Genomic DNA, 15,334 nt, shown 5'->3' with positions numbered 1-15,334 from the left:
TGTCATCTGGCGCAGTTATTCTGGCAGAATTTTTTTCACTGCCAGGGAGCCGTTTTGATGCACACGCCAACCAAAGAGGCTTCGATGTTTGCCGCAGTTGACCTGGGTTCCAACAGTTTTCGCCTGCATGTAGGCAAGCACGACGGCGATACCATCCGCGTGCTCAAAAGTATGCGCGAGCCGATCCGGCTTGCAGCCGGCCTTGATGCGCAAGGCAATCTGACCGAGGCCGCCATGGCCGGGGCACTGGCTTGCCTGGCCCGCTTTGCCCAGGTGCTGCGCGGCTACAAGCTCGATGCGGCGCGGGTAGTGGCCACCTCGACCCTGCGCGTGGCGGGCAATAGCGCCGCTTTCCTGCCGGCGGCGGAAGCGGCCATCGGCTACCCGATCGAAATTATTTCAGGCGAAGAAGAAGGGCGCTTGATCTACATGGGTGTGTCGAATGGCCTGGCAGCGCCGCTGGAGCGGCGCCTGGTGATCGACATTGGCGGCGGCTCGACCGAGCTGATTCTGGGACGCGGGCCCGATATCGAGCGGGTGGAATCGTTTTCCATCGGCACCGTCAAGCAAAGCCTGTCCTTCTTTATTGGCGGGCGCATTGATGCCGCCTCGTACGAGGCAGCCATTCTGTCGGCGCGCAGCCATTTCGAGGATGCGGCGCCGCCTTACCAGGCCGGTAACTGGAGCGTGGCCTATGGCTCGTCGGGCACGGTCAGGGCGATTGGCGAAATCATTGCCAAAAATGGCCTGGGGGACGGGCGCCTGAGCGGTGCCGGGCTCGACGCGCTGCGCCAGCGGTTCATTGCTTTCGGCCAGGTCAGCAAGATCGACATGCCCGGTTTGCGGCCGGACCGGGCCGGCACCATCATTGGCGGCCTGGCGATCCTGATTGCGCTGGTGCGCGAACTGGGCATCGAGCATATTGTCGCGGTCGAAGCAGGTTTGCGCATGGGCGTGATGTGGGACCTGTACCTGCGCTCGATGCAGCGCGACCGGCGCGAACTGGCGGTGGCCGAGATGGCGCGCAAATTCCATGTCGATGGCGCGCGCGCGGCCGCGGTGGCGCAGCAGGCGGCCGCGCTGTACGTGCAGCTCAAGCCAGCTGGCGACACCTTCACCCGTTTGTTGCCATGGTGCGCGCAACTGCACGAAATCGGCATGGTGGTGTCGCAGACGGGTTACCACAAGCATGCTGCTTACATGGTCGAACATGCCGACCTGCCAGGCTTCACGGCGCGCGAGCAAAAGCTGATGGCGCGCCTGCTGCTGGCCCAGAAAGGCAATTTGCGCAAAGTGGCCGAGGCCTTGCCGGACGCCGATTTTGGCAAGGCGGTGCTGGCGCTGCGCATGGCGGTGCTGCTGATGCATGCGCGCATGCAAGCGGTGCCTGGCGAACTGAAGCTGCGCATGAAGAACCGGATCGAGCTCGAAATCCGGCGTGAAACGCTGGCCGTGCATCCCACGCTGGCGTTCTGGCTCGAGAAAGAGCAGGAGTGCTGGGATGAGGTCGACGTCGATTTCAGCGTGCGCACTTTTGCCTAAGGGTAATATTTCCGCTAACAACTAGTTACCAATTTGCAGGCCTGATTTTCACACTCGCGCGGTTGCCAGTGGCATACTTGAGATGCCTGATACCAGTGCATCGCGTTCAAAAAATCACAAGGGGAGACCTTGATTCAGGCCCTGCCCGGTTACACGGTCGCGCAGCTATTGCGCGACGACCCACAATTCGTTCTGCTGCGCGCGCTGCGCGACGCCGACGGCGCCCCTGTGCTGGTGCTGGTCGCGCGCGACGGTAGCGCCGAAGCCTGCCTGCGCATCGAAAATGAATATGCCCTGCGTGGCGAGCTCGATGCCGCCTGGGCGGCCTTGCCCCTGGAGCTGGTGCGCTCGAGCGCCACGCTGGCGCTGGTGCTGGCCGACGATGGCGTCACGCCGCTGACCCCGCTGCCGGCGCAGGCGCTGCCCACGGCGCCGTTTGTGCGGCTGGCCAGCGCAATGGCCGCAGCGCTGGTCCAGATGCACCGGCGCCAGCTGGTGCACCACGACTTGCGGCCCGAGCATGTGCTGATTGACGCGGCTGGCAGCGTGCGCCTGTGCGGCTTTGGCCTGGCCGGGCCGCTGGCCATGCCAGCGGCGGCCCTGGCGGCGCTGGCCGCGCCCCATCCCGATTACATGTCGCCCGAGCAGGGCGGCCGCATGGACCGGCCGGTCGATTACCGCAGCGACCTGTATGCGCTGGGGGTGATTTTGTATCGCTTGCTGTGTGGCGTGCTGCCCTTTGAAGCGGGGCCGGGCCACAGTCTGGCCTGCCATGTGGCGCGTCTGCCCACGCCGCCCGACCAAGTGCTGCCCGGGGTCGATCCGGCCTGCGCCGCGATCGTACAGAAGCTGCTGGCCAAGTGTCCGAGCGAGCGCTATCAAAGCGCGCTGGGCCTGCACGCCGACCTGCTCCATTGCGCCGACATGGTCCAGGCCCACGGGCGCGCCGATGCCTTCCCGCTGGGCTGCAACGATGGCGCGGCGCGCTTGCAAACACCGGCGCGCCTGATCGGGCGCGCAGCCCAGCTGGGCGTGCTGGAAGAGGCGGCGCTGCACGTGGGCGCCGGTGGCACGCCGGAACTGGTCATGGTGTCGGGCAACGCCGGCACTGGCAAATCGGCCTTGCTGGCCGCTTTGCAGCAAAGCGAAGCAGTCGCCGGCGCGATCGTGGTGGCGGCCCGCTTCGAGCAGCACCAGCGCGGGGTGCCGTACGCCACGCTGGCGCAGGCGTTCCAGAAGCTGGTGCGCCAGCTGCTGGGGCAGAGCGAAGCGGCGCTGGTGAACTGGCGCCGTGTGCTGCAGCAGGCGCTGGGCGGCAATGCCGGCCTGATGCTGGAAATGATCCCGGAACTCAAATTCGTGCTGGGGCCGCAGCCGGCGCCCCCGCCGGTGGCCGCGGTGGAAGCGGAAGGGCGCCTGCAGGCGGTGTTCCGCCAGTTTCTGGGCGCGTTTACCGGTGCCGATTCGATGCTGCTGCTGTGCCTGGACGACTTGCAATGGATCGACCCGGCCAGCCTGAAGCTGCTGACCCATCTGGTGAGCCATCCGGATGTGCGCCACATGCTGGTGGTGGGCGCCTTCCGTGAAAGCGATGTGGGCGCCGCCCATCCGCTGGCGCTGCTGCACGAGCGCCTGCGGCGCCAGGGCGCGAGCGTGCGCCGGATCGAGCTGCCGCCGCTGTCCAAGACCGATTCCGGCGAACTGGTGGCTGCGGCCCTTGGCAGTGATTGCACGCCGCTGGCCTCGCTGGTGTTTGCCAAAACAGGCGGCAATCCCTTCTTCACGCTGCAATTTCTGGCGCGCCTGGTGGAAAGCGGCTTGCTGCATTTCGAGCATGCCAGCGGCCAGTGGGAGTGGGATGCGCAGGCCATTCGCGCGCGCGAGTTTTCCGACAACGTGGTCGACCTGATGATCGCGCGCCTGCAGCAGCTGCCTTACGGGACGCTGGAGCTGGTCAAGCTGCTGGCTTGCCTGGGCCAGGATGCGCCGCTCGAGATGATCGCCCAGGCTGCCGGCATGACGGCGCTCGAGACCGATGAAGGCTTGTGGCCAGCCGCGCGTCTGGGCCTGGTGGCGCGTGGCGCCGGTGCCTACTGCTTTGTGCACGACCGGGTACAGGAGGCGGCGTATTCGCTGATGGCGCGCGCCAGCCTGCCAGAGCGCCATCTGCACATCGGGCGTCTGTTGCTGGGCACGCGCGACAGCGCCGATCTGGGCGAAGACGTGTATGCCGTGGTGGGCCACTTGAACCGCGCGCGCGAGGTCATTACCGACGGCGCCGAACTGGCACGGCTGGTGGCGCTCAATGCCCTGGCCGGCGCCCGTTCGCGGCGCGCGATTGCCTTTGACGCGGCGCGCCATTACTACGAGCAGGCAGTGAACCTGACGCCGGCCACAAGCTGGCAGGACGATGGCGCCGCCACCTTCGCCTTGTTCAGCGAACTGGCCGAATGCGAATACTTGTGCGGCAACCTGGAGCGCGCTGATCGGCTGTTTGGCGAATTGAGCGTGCATGCCAGTTCGCGCCTGGCCCTGGCGCGGGTGGCCTTGATGCGCGTGGCCCTGTACCAGGTGTGGGGCCGGTTTGACCTGGCCGCGGCCGTGGCAGTCGAAGCGCTGGCGCTGTTTGGCATCCATTTCCCGGACGGCAGCAGCGCCATTGCCGAGTCACTGGCGGCCGAGCAAAGCGCCGTCCAAAAGCACATGGCGGGACGCGCCATCGCCGACCTGGAGCACGAGGCGCCAAGCGCCGATCCGGAACTAGCGATTGTCAGCGAACTGCTGTCGGACATGGGCTCGTCGGTGTTTTCGGCCAGACCCGAGCTGTACTCGCTGCTGGCGGTCAAGGCGCTGAACTTCACACTGCGCTTTGGCAGTACCGCCACCAGCTGCATGACGTATTCGCGCTATGCGATCCTGCTGGTGTCGCTTGGTGCCATTCCCGATGCGTTTGCGTTTTCCGAACTGGCGCTGCGCCTGGCCGAGCGCGATGGCGCCGGGGCACGCCGGCGCGGGCGGCTCGCTTTCGTGCACGCGGCCTACGTGCATTGCTGGCGCCAGCCGATCGAAGCGACCGTGGCGCTGCTTGAACAAGCCCACATCAGCTGCCAGGAGGCGGGTGACTTGCCGCATGCTGGCTACGCCGCCCACGTGGCAGTGTGGAACAGCTTTGAAGCTGGCGCCGCCCTGGGCGAAGTGCAGCAGCGCGCGCGCAAGTACCAGGATTTCGCACGCCAGCAAAACAATGAAGTACTGATGCAGCTGCTGCGCTGCTACGAGCAGCTGACCTTGTGCCTGCAGGGCGCGACCGGGGTGCCGGGCGAATTCGACGACGAGCACTTTTGCGCCGCCGAGGCGCTGGCGCTGATGGACCGTGCCAACTACGGCGCGGCGCGCCCGCGCTTTCACCTGATGCGCCAGATTGCCGCGTTTACCTTCGGGCGCTTTGACGAAGCCTTGCAGGCGGCCGACGCGGCCAGCGCAGACCAGTACTTCTTCCTCGCCTCGGTGAATGAAGCAACCCACCATTTTTATCATGCGCTGACCATGGCGGCGCTGTATCCGGATGCGCCGCGCGAGCGCCAGGTGCGCTTCATGGCGGCGCTGCAGGACAAACAGGACCGGCTGCGCGCATGGGCAGCCCACTGTCCGGCCAATTTCGATAACCGCTACTTGCTGGTGGCCGCCGAAATGGCGCGCATCCAGGGGCGCGACATGGAAGCGATGCGGGCCTACGACGGCGCGCTGGCGTCGGCGCGCGCCAGCGGCTTTGTCCAGCACGAGGCACTGGCAGCGGAACTGGCCGCCGCCTTCTATCGCCAGCGCGGCTTCGACAAGATCGCCGTCACGTACGCGCGCGATGCACTGACCGCGTACGGGCGCTGGGGTGCCTACGCCAAGATGCGCGAGCTGGAAGGCCAGTATCCGGGCCTGGTGCGGGTGCCGTCGCCGGGCGCGCAGGCGGTGGCGGGCGGGCCCGTGCTCGATCTGATGGCCGCGCTGCGTGCCTCGCAAGCCCTGTCAGGCACCCTGGAAAGCGGGGCGCTGGGCGCGCAGCTGCTGCGCAGTGCGATCGAGCTGACCGGGGCCGCGCGCGCGCTCCTGATTTTGCCGCGCGCGGACGGCTATGGCTGCGTGGCCCAGGCCGAGCTGGAAGCAGGCACGGTGCGGGTGGCGGCGGCCCAGCTAAGCCTGGAAGCGGCGCCCTTGCCCCTGCAGCTGCTGCATTTTGTGCTGCGCACGCGTGAGACGGTGCTGGTCGACGATGCCCAGGAGAGCGCGCAGTTTCGTGACGATCCGATGATTCGCGCCGCGCGTCTGCGCTCGGTGCTGTGCGTGCCACTGCTGCGGCGCGGGGTGCTGGTTGGCGCGCTGTACCTGGATAATAATCTGGCCCCAGGGGTCTTTACCGCGGCGCGGGTGCTGATGCTTGAACTGTTGGCGGCGCAAGGCGCCATCTCGCTGGGTAATGCCAATGTACTGGAACTGCTGGGGCGCGAAAACGCTACCTACCGGGCAATGGAGGCGGCCAGCGCGCGCAAGGCCGCGTATCTGTGCGCCATGAACGAAGACATGCGCACCCCGGTCGGCGCCATTGCCGCCCTGGCAGCCCTGGCCGAGCGCAGCGGGCAGGACCAGCATGACGCGCTGGCCAAGATCGGCCAGGGCGCGCAGTCGCTGCTGCAGATGATGAACGATGTGCTGGATCACAGCCAGATCGAGGCCGGCACGCTGCAGTTCGAGTCGCTGGTGTTTTCGCCGGCCGAGCTGGCGGCCCAGGTGCATGCGGCGGCTGCGGCCAGGGCGGCTGGCCACCAGCTGCAGTGCCGGCTCGAGCTCGATCCGGCCCTGCCGCGCAGCGTGACGGGCGACCCGCTGCGCATTGGCCAGGTGTGGTTCAATTTGCTCGACAATGCGCTGCTGCAGACCGGCACCGGCCATGTGGGACTGGCGCTGGCCATGGAGGCCCAGGAAGGCGGCGTGGCACGGCTGCGCTTTTGCGTGAGCAGCGGCCCCTTCTCGGCCGCCCATACCGAAGCCCTGTTTGCGCCGTACAGCCAGGCCGCGCAAGCACAGGCGCGGGCACAGGGCGGCAGCGGCCTGGGTCTGGCCATCGCGCAAGCGCTGGTCAAGGGCATGGGCGGGCACATTACGGTGCAGGCCAATGCCTTGCAGTTCACCCTGGCGCTGGCTTGCGTGGCGGATCCGGCGTCCGCGCGTCATATTTCCCATGGGACCGTGAATGCCCCCTGACGGGAGAACTTTCCTATACGGGATAAATGATATATATTGTTTTCTTCATTTATTCCGGAGTTCGACATGGCAAAAAATCCGACGGCTAAAACCAATGGCCACAAAGTGCCTGCACTGAAAACAGCCGCCAGCAAACCGGCCGCGTCCAAGCCAGCGGCAAAAAAGGCCGCAGCGCCAGCGCGCAAAGTTGCCGCCAAGCCTGCGGTGAAAACGGCAAGCAAGGCGGCAGCCGCCCCGGCAGCCAAGCCGGCAGCCAAGCCCGTGCTCAAGCCAGCGGTCAAAGCAGCGGCCAAGCCAGCGGTCAAACCCGCGGTCAAGCCGGCAGTCAAGCCAGCAAGCAAGGCCAGCCCCAAGGCCGAGCCAGTGGTGGCGGCGCCAGCCGCGCCCGTGGCCGAGAGCGCAGCGCCGGAAGCCGTGCGCGAAAAGGTGCGCAAGCCGAAACTGGTACGCGACAGTTTCACCATGCCGGAACAGGAATATGCGGTGCTGGGTCAGGTAAAGAAGGCATGCCTGAAGGCAGGCTTTGAAATTCGCAAGAGCGAATTGCTGCGCATTGGCGTGGCCTTGATCAGTCAGCTGGACATGGCGACGCTACAACAGATCCTGGCGAGCTTGCCGCAGCTCAAGACCGGTCGACCAAAGAACGAGTAAGGGAAGAGGGAGGCGGTGGCACGGGTTCTGGGTGCGCCGCTTCGTGGCATGCTGCATGAAAGGAACGGGGCGCCGCCGATCTGGACCACATGATCGGCTGCCGGCGCCGGGCAGCATTGCGTCTCGTCAGTGCATCGACGAGTTGGACAGTTCCTTCAGATCACGAATGCTCATGTCCGATTTTTCATGCATGCGCAGCAAAATCGTTGCGCCGACAGCCAGCTTGCGGTGGCGAATCTTGCTGATGATTGGCGGCTGCACTTCCAGCACGCGGCACAGTTCAGCGTCGTTTTTCAGATTCATTTTTTCGATCAAGGTGTCGAGCAGCTTGTTCGGAACGAAACTCGATGGTTCCAGTGCACGGGCACGGTTCATCGCTTCGATCATTTCCAATTTTTTCTGTCGTACGTTCATCGTACTCTCCTCCAAAGGTTGCTTTCATAGTGGGGGGACTGATCGACTTATGGTCAACTCTCGGCCCATTAGTGACATTTGGAGATAATTTTATGCCACCCGGGTTGGATTGATGATACTACGATAAGAATATATTCGCAGCAAAGTTGACGAAAAATTGAACAAAAATAATTGATTAGTGCGGGAAAGATACTAATTCCAGTCCGGAACGGGTTAAAACCAGGGTTTTGTCGGCCCGCGCGGCTGCCGCGTGCGAGTGCGTGACCATGATTGCGCTGGCGCCACTGGCCTTTACCTCCGCCCGCAGCAGGTCCAGCACGCTGTCGGCGGTCTCGGGATCGAGGTTGCCAGTTGGTTCATCGGCCAGCACCAGGGCCGGCTGGTGCACCAGGGCGCGGGCAATGGCCACGCGCTGCATTTCACCGCCCGACAACTGGCGCGGGAAGTCGCCATCGCGCCCGGCCAGACCCACGGCGGCCAGCATGGCCGAGGCGCGCGCCTGCGGCTGGCCATTGAGCAGCAGCGGCAGTGCCACGTTCTGCACCAGGGTCAGATGCGGCAACACGTGGAAGGCTTGAAAGATGAAGCCCATGCGAGTGCGGCGCAGCAGCGTGGCGGCATCGTCGTCGAGTGCGCCCATGGGCTGGCCATCGACGATGATGGCGCCGCTGTCAGGCGCATCCAGACCGGCAATCAGGTTGAGCAGGGTGGATTTGCCCACGCCCGACTCGCCCATGATGGCGACAAACTCGCCCGGCAGGAACTGGTGTGACAAGCCGTGCAGCACCGCGCGGCCGCCATAGGTTTTTTTTAAATCGCGTAACTCGAGCATGCCGACTTTCTAACGGGTGAGGGCGCGCCGCAGCGCGAAACTGACAGCATCAACCAGGGCAACCAGCAGCAGCATGGCCAGCACCACGGTGGCGGCGCTGGGCATCTGGAACAGTGACAGGTGATACTTGAGCATCTGGCCCAGACCACCGGCGCCAACCACGCCCAGCACGGCCGCGGCGCGGATATTGTTCTCCCAGCGGTACAGGGTGTAGGACAGCATCTGCGGCAGCGTTTGCGGCAGCGTGGCGTACAAAAACGCCTGCAAGGCGGAGGCGCCATTCACGCGCAGCGCTGCCGCCTGCGAGGGGTCGGCGTTTTCCAGGGCGTCGGCAAACAGGCGGCCCAATACGCCGCTGGTGTGCGCGGCCAGGGCCAGGGTGCCGGCAAAGGGACCGAGGCCGGCGGCAACCAGCAGGATCGAAGCCCACACCAGTTCCGGCACCGAACGCAGCACGTTGAGCAAGGCGCGGCTGGCCGCGCGCACGGCAGCGCCAAAGCGGCCCGCTGCGGGCAGTGCCAGCAGCATGCCGCCAACGACAGCCAGCAAGGTGCCCAGGGCCGACATGGACAAGGTTTCGAGCGTGGCCAGCGCGGTCTTGCGCAGAAAGCCGCTGCTGGTCTCGGGCGGGGCGAACCCGGACAAAAATTCTGCCGTGGTGCTGGCCGCTTCGCTGGTGAAAAACGCGGCCCATTTGAGCGGCAGCGAGGCGAAGCTGGCCACCACGAGGGCCAGCAGGGCGGCGATGAGCAGCCAGGTGGAGAGGGCGCGCCGGGGCGCCTGTGGCAGCGGGTTATTCATCCCAGGCGGCGCCGTAACAGGCGCGAGACCAGGTCGGCCAGCGCCACCAGCAGCACGAACACCAGCAGCATGGTCGAGACCTGGCCGCCTTCCATCATGCGCATCGATTCATCCATGCGCTGACCGAGGCCGCCAGCGCCGACAAAGCCCATCACGGCCGAGCCGCGGATCGCGCATTCCCAGCGGTACACGGTGTAGGACACCAGTTCCGATGCGGACGCGGGCAGGGCGCCATACAAAAAAGCGGGCAAGCGCGCCGCGCCATTGGCCAGCAGCGCGTCGGTGGCATGGGCTTCGGACGACTCGAGGATTTCGGCATACACCTTGCCCAGCATGCCCGCATAGGTGAGGGCAATGGCCAGCACGCCGGCGGTCGGTCCCAGACCCACCACGCGCACCAGCAGCAGGGCCCACACCAGTTCGGGCACGCTGCGCAGCAGGACCAGCACCCAGCGCACCAGCTGGCGCAGCAGCGCGGCCGGCAGGCGCATGCGGCCGGTGCCCAGGCGCGAGATCGACAAGCCTTCGGTGATGAGCAGGGTGGCGGGAATGGCGCCCACCAGGGCCAGCGTCAGGCCGGCGGTGGCAATGGCCACGGTCTGCCAGCTTTCGCGCAGCACCATGGCGAGAAAGTCGGCATCGTGGGCGGGCTGCAAAAAGCCGGCCAGGAAGGCGCCGGCGGCGCGCAAGCTTTGCGCGTCCAGCAGCAGCCAGGGTTTGAATTCGGAAAACACCATGGCTGGCCAAAGCAGGGCCAGCAGCAGCGCGGCGCTGCCGACACGGGTGCGCCAGGCGGGATCCGGGTAAGCCTTTGCCATGCTCAGAAACAGGCGCCCACGGCCAGGCGTTCGGGCGTTTCGTGCGGCATGGCGGGCGGCGCGTCGAACGCTTCGTTCTCGTACAGGGCGGCGATCATGGCGTCGGTGACCTGTTCGCGCGGCGCGTCAAACACCACGCGCCCGTCGCGCAGGCCGACAATGCGGGCAAAGTGGGCGCGCGCCATGTCGACCTGGTGCAAGCTGCACACCAGGGTGGCGCCGCGCGCGGCTGCTTCCTGCTGCAAGGTGGTGAGGGTGACATGGGCCAGGGCCGGGTCGAGTGCGGAGAGCGGCTCGTCCACCAGAATCAGTTCAGCCGAGGACAGCAGCAGACGGGCCAGGGCGCAGCGCTGGCGTTCGCCGCCGGACAGACGGTCGACACGGGCATACAGTTTGTCGCCCAGGCCAACGCGGGTCAGCGCCGCGTGGGCGGCCGCCGGGTCGAGCGGGGTGACGAGCGAGCGCAGGGCCTGCCACAAGCTCCAGTGGGGCAGGCGCGCTGCCAGCACCGCATTGACCACGCGCTGGCGCGGTGGCAGCGGCGGCGTTTGCGGCGCCAGGAACAGGCGCGCACGCAGGCGGTGGCGCGCCGCTTCGGGCAAGGCCCAGGGGTCCTGACCGAGCACGGTGTAACGTCCGCCGGCAGGCTGGTGGGCGCAAGCGAGGGTATTGAGCAAGGTGGTCTTGCCGGCCCCGGAAGGACCAATGATGGCCAGCTGTTCGCCAGCCTGCACTTGCAGATCGAGCGCGTGCAGGGCCTCGGCGCGGCTGCCGGCCAGGTGGCGCACGCTGAGCTGCTCGAGCTGCAAGGCGGCCATGGTCTTACTTGAGCAGACCGGCGTTGTGCGCGGCCGCTTCAATCGACTTGTAGTTCTCTGGCTTGGTCGGCAGGAATTTGCCGGCCTTTTGCAGGGCCAGGATCTCCTTGTGCTCGGGGTTGCTGGCGTCAAGCGCGAGGAAGGCGTCGGTGATTTTCTTTTTCAGGGCCGGCGCCATGTCGCTGCGCACGGTCCAGTTGTAATCGTAGTAGCCAGGCGTGGTGTAGAAGACGCGCACGACGGCTGGATCGACCTTCTTGGCGTCCACCAGTTTTTCCCACACCGAGATATTGAGGGCGCCGGCGTCGACCTTGCCGCCTGCAACCGCAGCGACCGTGGCGTCATGCGCGCCCGAGAAGGCAATGCGTTTGAGGTCGGTGTCCGGATTGATCTTGGCAGCGAGCAGGTAGGAGCGCGGCATCAGGTGGCCCGAGGTGGACGACTCGGAACCGAAGGACAGGGTTTTGCCCTTGAGGTCTTCGAGCTTGTTGATGCCCTTGTCGGTGGTGATGAACACGGAGCGGAATTTTTCATCGATGTCGCGCTGCACCAGCGGCACGACCTGGCCTTTGCTGCGGGCGTTCGCTTGCACGAAGGTGAAGCCGCCGAACCAGACCATGTCAAGCTTGTTGGTGACCAGGCCTTCGACCGAGGCGGCGTAATCGGTGACGGGCGTGAATTCGACTTTCAGGCCGGTGGCCTTGGCCAGGTATTCACCGAGCGGCTTGAATTTGCGCTGCAGTTCGGTCGGGTTTTCGTCCGGGATGGCCGAGACGCGCAGCACGCCAGGCACAGCCTGGGCCAGGGCGGCGCCGGAGGCGGCCACCAGGCCAGCTGCCAGCAGGAGCGATTGCACGGTGCGCGCGATGGAGAAAGATTTCATGGAATCCCTTGTGAAAGTGGCGGAGGGGCGGGCACGACATTGCAAGCGTGCCCGTTGAAAAAAACAGAATCAGCTATGATAACAAAAACCTTTGAAGCGCCTTGCCGAGATTCTATACGAGACCATGCCGATCACGCGCCCTGCCGATGTGCCCCATCCCCTCGCTTCGCCTGCCGTTGGCGCCGAACTCCAGCAAGGTTTGCTGGCCACCCACGCCCATGTATCGCCCAAGTTCCTGTATGACGCGCTCGGCTCGAAGCTGTTTGAAGCCATTTGCGAGCTGCCCGAGTACTATCCGACCCGCACCGAAGCGGCCATCGTGGCGCGCTACGGGGCCGAGATAGCGCGCGCCATTGGCCCGGGCGCGACCCTGATTGATCTGGGCGCGGGCAACTGCGCCAAGGCGGCGGCCCTGTTCCCGCTGCTGCATCCGGCCCAGTACGTGGCGGTGGACATTTCGTACGACTTTTTGCATGAAGCAATAGGGCGCCTGCAGCAGCGCTTTCCACACATTGAAATGACCGGCCTGGGTCTGGATTTTTCGCAGCAGCTGGTGCTGCCCGCTGTGGTGCGGCCCGAGCGGCGCGTGTTCTTTTATCCCGGTTCGTCGATCGGCAACTTCACGCCGGACGAAGCGCTGGCCTTCCTGCAGCGCGTGCGCGCCGCCAGCGACGAGGCAGGCGGGCTGCTGATCGGGATTGACCTGGTCAAGGACACTGCCTTGCTGGACGCGGCCTACGATGACGCGCTGGGCGTGACCGCCGCCTTCAACCTGAATTTGCTGCGCCATGTGAACCGCCTGCTGGGCAGCGACTTTGCCGTGCCCCAGTGGCGCCATCTGGGTTACTACAATGCGCAGGAGCAGCGCGTGGAAATGCACCTGGAAGCGCGCGAAGCGCTGACCGTGCGCTGGCCCGGTGGCGCGCGCCAGTTTGCCAAGCGCGAAGCGATCCACACCGAAAACAGCTACAAGTACCGGCTGCCGCAGGCACTGGGTCTGCTCGAGCAGGCGGGCTTTGGCACGGTGCACGCCTGGACCGATCCCGATCAATGGTTTGCCCTGATTTATGCGCGCCCCCTCGCTCGCTGAGCAGTACGGCGCCGTGCGGCGCCGCTCCCTGCAGCTGGCCGAGCCGCTGTCGGACGAAGATTGCGGGGCCCAGTCGATGCCGGACGCCAGTCCCGTGAAATGGCATCTGGCGCACACCACCTGGTTCTTCGAAACCTTTGTGCTCGAGCCGCACGAAGCGGATTTCGCCCCGTTCAATCCGGCCTTTCGGGTGCTGTTCAATTCGTATTACAACGGTATTGGGGAGCGCCATCCGCGCGCCCAGCGCGGCTTGCTCACGCGCCCCAGCATGGCCGAGGTGCGTGCGTACCGCGCCAATGTCGACACGCGCGTGCTGCGCCTGCTGGAAGTGCGGGGCGATCTGGACGCGCTGATTGGCCTGGGTTTGCAGCACGAGCAGCAGCACCAGGAATTGCTGCTCACCGACGTCAAGCATCTGCTGGCGCAAAGCGCGCTGCTGCCCGCCTACTGGCCTACGCCCTTGGCGCCGGCCAGCGCCGCGCCAGCGCTCACCTGGCACGCCTTTGACGGCGGCTTGCGCCAGATGGGTCACGCGGGCGACGGTTTTTGCTTCGACAATGAACTGCCCCGTCACCCGGTGTATGTGGCGCCGTTCGAACTGGCCGCGCGCCTGGTCACCAATGGCGAATACCTGGCCTTCATCGAGGCAGGCGGCTACCGCGACCCGGCCTTGTGGCTGGCCGAAGGCTGGGATGTGGTGGGCACGCAGCGCCTGGCCCATCCCCTGTACTGGCGGCGCGACGCCGATGGACAGTGGTACGAATTCACACTGCACGGCGAGCAGCAGCTCGATCTGGCGCGGCCGGTCACCCACTTGTCGCTGTACGAAGCGGCCGCCTGCGCGCACTGGATGGGCGCGCGCCTGCCCACCGAAGCGGAGTGGGAACTGGCGGCGCAGGGTGCGTCGATCGCGCACGGGGCGCTGCATCCCGCGGTGGCCGGGCCCGGGCTCGATCAATTGTTTGGCGCTTGCTGGCAGTGGACCAGCAGCAGTTACAGCCCGTATCCGGGTTATGCCAGCGCACCCGGTGCGCTCGGTGAATACAATGGAAAATTCATGCTCAACCAATATGTGCTGCGCGGCGCGTCATGCGTGACGCCGCCTGGCCACGCGCGCGCCAGTTACCGTAATTTCTTCCCGGCCGGCGCGCGCTGGCAGTTCACGGGACTGAGGCTGGCCCGATGAGCTTTCGCCTGGGACGGGTGCGCATTCTGAACCGGCGCGCCAATGCCCACATTCTGCATAATCCGCTGGGCTTTGTGTGGCAGACGCTCAAGGGCTTTCGCGCCAACCAGGGTTTGCTGCTGGCCGGCGCGGTGGCGTATTACGCGCTGCTGTCGATCGTGCCCTTCCTGATGCTGGTGGTGGTGGCGCTGTCGCATTTCATTGACCAGGCCGTGCTGCTGGCCACGCTGGCGCGCTATCTGGAGTGGCTGGTGCCGTCGCAGTCGCGCGCGGTGGTGGCCGAGCTGGCGCATTTTCTCAATGACCGCAGCCTGGTGACCTGGGTGCTGTTTGTGGTGATGCTGTTTTTTAGTTCGCTGGCCTTCACGGCGCTGGAAAATGCGATGTCGGTGATTTTTTATCACCGGGTGGCGATTCGGCGGCGCAAGTTCTTTATTTCGGCCATTCTGCCTTACTGTTATATCGTGGGGCTGGGGCTGGGGATTTTGATTGTGACGCTGGTGGCCGGCACGCTGCAGGTGATGGGCGAGGAGAGTGTGCTGTTTCTTGGCTATGAGTGGTCGCTGGGCGGGGTGTCGGGGGTGTTGCTGTACCTGCTGGGGCTGACCGGGGAAATTCTGGTGCTCAGCTCGATTTATCTGGTGATGCCGGTGGGGCGCTTGTCGTTCTCGCATGCCTTGATTGGCGGGGTGACGGCGGCGCTGCTGTGGGAGGTGGCGCGTCATGTGCTGGTCTGGTATTTTTCTACGCTGTCGCAGGTGAATGTGGTGTATGGCTCGATGACCACGGCCATTGTGGTGATGTTCAGCCTGGAGATTGGGGCGATTTTGCTGCTGTTTGGGGCGCAGGTGATTGCGGAGTATGAGCGGGTGGGGCGGCGGGAACAGGGTGGGGCGCAGGGGTTGAGGACGATGCCAGCGAAACCTTGAGTAAAGCAACCTCGTCCTCGCGAAGGCGGGGACCTATAGCATGCTGAACGACTTCGGTAACGCGCTATGGGTCCCCGCCTTCGCGAGGACGATGTAAATAATTGTTGCGTCGCACAA

General features: G+C 65.4%; 12 protein-coding genes. 6 read left to right on the top strand and 6 right to left on the bottom strand.

Features of this window, described 5'->3' with window-relative positions; genetic code table 11:
• The first annotated feature begins 84 nt into the window (after positions 1-84).
• The 3 genes from BUC24_RS12330 (at position 85) to BUC24_RS12320 (ending at position 7,446) form a co-directional block, all read left to right on the top strand.
• A complete protein-coding gene (locus BUC24_RS12330) occupies positions 85-1,542 on the top strand; it encodes a Ppx/GppA phosphatase family protein (protein ID WP_073220024.1) in 1,458 nt (485 codons plus the stop codon).
• 129 nt (positions 1,543-1,671) lie between these two features.
• Entirely contained in the window at positions 1,672-6,795 is a 5,124-nt protein-coding gene (locus BUC24_RS12325) for an AAA family ATPase (RefSeq protein WP_073216306.1), read from the top strand.
• A gap of 66 nt (positions 6,796-6,861) precedes the next feature.
• Positions 6,862-7,446: a hypothetical protein gene (locus BUC24_RS12320; RefSeq protein ID WP_178372536.1), complete on the top strand. Its 585-nt coding sequence runs from the start codon at positions 6,862-6,864 to the stop codon at positions 7,444-7,446.
• 126 nt (positions 7,447-7,572) lie between these two features.
• On the opposite strand, the gene BUC24_RS12315 is transcribed toward BUC24_RS12320, so the two are convergent.
• From BUC24_RS12315 to BUC24_RS12290, 6 genes are all read right to left on the bottom strand, one after another.
• Positions 7,573-7,860 carry a hypothetical protein gene (locus tag BUC24_RS12315; protein ID WP_073216298.1) on the bottom strand — a complete coding sequence of 96 codons (288 nt, stop codon included), beginning with the start codon at positions 7,858-7,860 and terminating at the stop codon, positions 7,573-7,575.
• 175 nt (positions 7,861-8,035) lie between these two features.
• The gene (locus BUC24_RS12310) at positions 8,036-8,692 is read right to left on the bottom strand and encodes an ABC transporter ATP-binding protein (protein ID WP_073216295.1); all 657 of its coding nucleotides are present in this window, start codon (positions 8,690-8,692) and stop codon (positions 8,036-8,038) included.
• Between the two features lie 9 nt (positions 8,693-8,701).
• The gene (gene phnE / locus BUC24_RS12305) at positions 8,702-9,493 is read right to left on the bottom strand and encodes a phosphonate ABC transporter, permease protein PhnE (RefSeq protein WP_073216292.1); all 792 of its coding nucleotides are present in this window, start codon (positions 9,491-9,493) and stop codon (positions 8,702-8,704) included.
• Positions 9,490-10,311 (bottom strand): PhnE/PtxC family ABC transporter permease, encoded by an 822-nt coding sequence (locus tag BUC24_RS12300; protein ID WP_073216288.1) that lies wholly within the window; start codon positions 10,309-10,311, stop codon positions 9,490-9,492. The genes phnE and BUC24_RS12300 overlap by 4 nt, the downstream gene beginning before the upstream one ends.
• A 2-nt stretch (positions 10,312-10,313) precedes the next feature.
• Positions 10,314-11,129, bottom strand: a complete 816-nt coding sequence (locus BUC24_RS12295; protein ID WP_073216285.1) for a phosphonate ABC transporter ATP-binding protein — start codon at positions 11,127-11,129, stop codon at positions 10,314-10,316.
• Positions 11,130-11,133: 4 nt separating this feature from the next.
• The gene (locus BUC24_RS12290; RefSeq protein ID WP_073216276.1) at positions 11,134-12,012 is read right to left on the bottom strand and encodes a putative selenate ABC transporter substrate-binding protein; all 879 of its coding nucleotides are present in this window, start codon (positions 12,010-12,012) and stop codon (positions 11,134-11,136) included.
• 124 nt (positions 12,013-12,136) lie between these two features.
• Here BUC24_RS12290 and egtD point away from each other — a divergent pair, with 124 nt between their 5' ends.
• Genes egtD through BUC24_RS12275 form a run of 3 tightly spaced genes read left to right on the top strand, consistent with a single transcriptional unit; the run spans position 12,137 to position 15,217 of the window.
• Positions 12,137-13,102, top strand: coding sequence for an L-histidine N(alpha)-methyltransferase (egtD, locus tag BUC24_RS12285; protein ID WP_073220018.1), 966 nt, complete (start codon positions 12,137-12,139; stop codon positions 13,100-13,102).
• A complete protein-coding gene (egtB, locus tag BUC24_RS12280; RefSeq protein WP_073216274.1) occupies positions 13,080-14,288 on the top strand; it encodes an ergothioneine biosynthesis protein EgtB in 1,209 nt (402 codons plus the stop codon). The genes egtD and egtB overlap by 23 nt, the downstream gene beginning before the upstream one ends.
• Positions 14,285-15,217 carry a YihY/virulence factor BrkB family protein gene (locus tag BUC24_RS12275; RefSeq protein ID WP_073216272.1) on the top strand — a complete coding sequence of 311 codons (933 nt, stop codon included), beginning with the start codon at positions 14,285-14,287 and terminating at the stop codon, positions 15,215-15,217. The genes egtB and BUC24_RS12275 overlap by 4 nt, the downstream gene beginning before the upstream one ends.
• Positions 15,218-15,334 lie beyond the last annotated feature (117 nt).

The organism is Massilia sp. CF038 (assembly GCF_900129765.1).
Taxonomy (GTDB): domain Bacteria; phylum Pseudomonadota; class Gammaproteobacteria; order Burkholderiales; family Burkholderiaceae_D; genus Telluria_A.
Note: the sequence above shows the minus strand (reverse complement) of the source record. Positions and strands in the feature narration are given on the sequence as shown.

Excerpts from the sequence above, each read along its gene's own strand:
- egtB (WP_073216274.1), top strand. The coding sequence starts at position 13,080 with ATGCGCGCCCCCTCGCTCGCTGAGCAGTACGGCGCCGTGCGGCGCCGC.
- BUC24_RS12295 (WP_073216285.1), bottom strand. The coding sequence starts at position 11,129 with ATGGCCGCCTTGCAGCTCGAGCAGCTCAGCGTGCGCCACCTGGCCGGC.
- phnE (WP_073216292.1), bottom strand. The coding sequence starts at position 9,493 with ATGAATAACCCGCTGCCACAGGCGCCCCGGCGCGCCCTCTCCACCTGG.
- BUC24_RS12290 (WP_073216276.1), bottom strand. The coding sequence starts at position 12,012 with ATGAAATCTTTCTCCATCGCGCGCACCGTGCAATCGCTCCTGCTGGCA.
- BUC24_RS12320 (WP_178372536.1), top strand. The coding sequence starts at position 6,862 with ATGGCAAAAAATCCGACGGCTAAAACCAATGGCCACAAAGTGCCTGCA.
- BUC24_RS12310 (WP_073216295.1), bottom strand. The coding sequence starts at position 8,692 with ATGCTCGAGTTACGCGATTTAAAAAAAACCTATGGCGGCCGCGCGGTG.
- BUC24_RS12315 (WP_073216298.1), bottom strand. The coding sequence starts at position 7,860 with ATGAACGTACGACAGAAAAAATTGGAAATGATCGAAGCGATGAACCGT.
- BUC24_RS12300 (WP_073216288.1), bottom strand. The coding sequence starts at position 10,311 with ATGGCAAAGGCTTACCCGGATCCCGCCTGGCGCACCCGTGTCGGCAGC.
- egtD (WP_073220018.1), top strand. The coding sequence starts at position 12,137 with ATGCCGATCACGCGCCCTGCCGATGTGCCCCATCCCCTCGCTTCGCCT.
- BUC24_RS12330 (WP_073220024.1), top strand. The coding sequence starts at position 85 with ATGTTTGCCGCAGTTGACCTGGGTTCCAACAGTTTTCGCCTGCATGTA.
- BUC24_RS12275 (WP_073216272.1), top strand. The coding sequence starts at position 14,285 with ATGAGCTTTCGCCTGGGACGGGTGCGCATTCTGAACCGGCGCGCCAAT.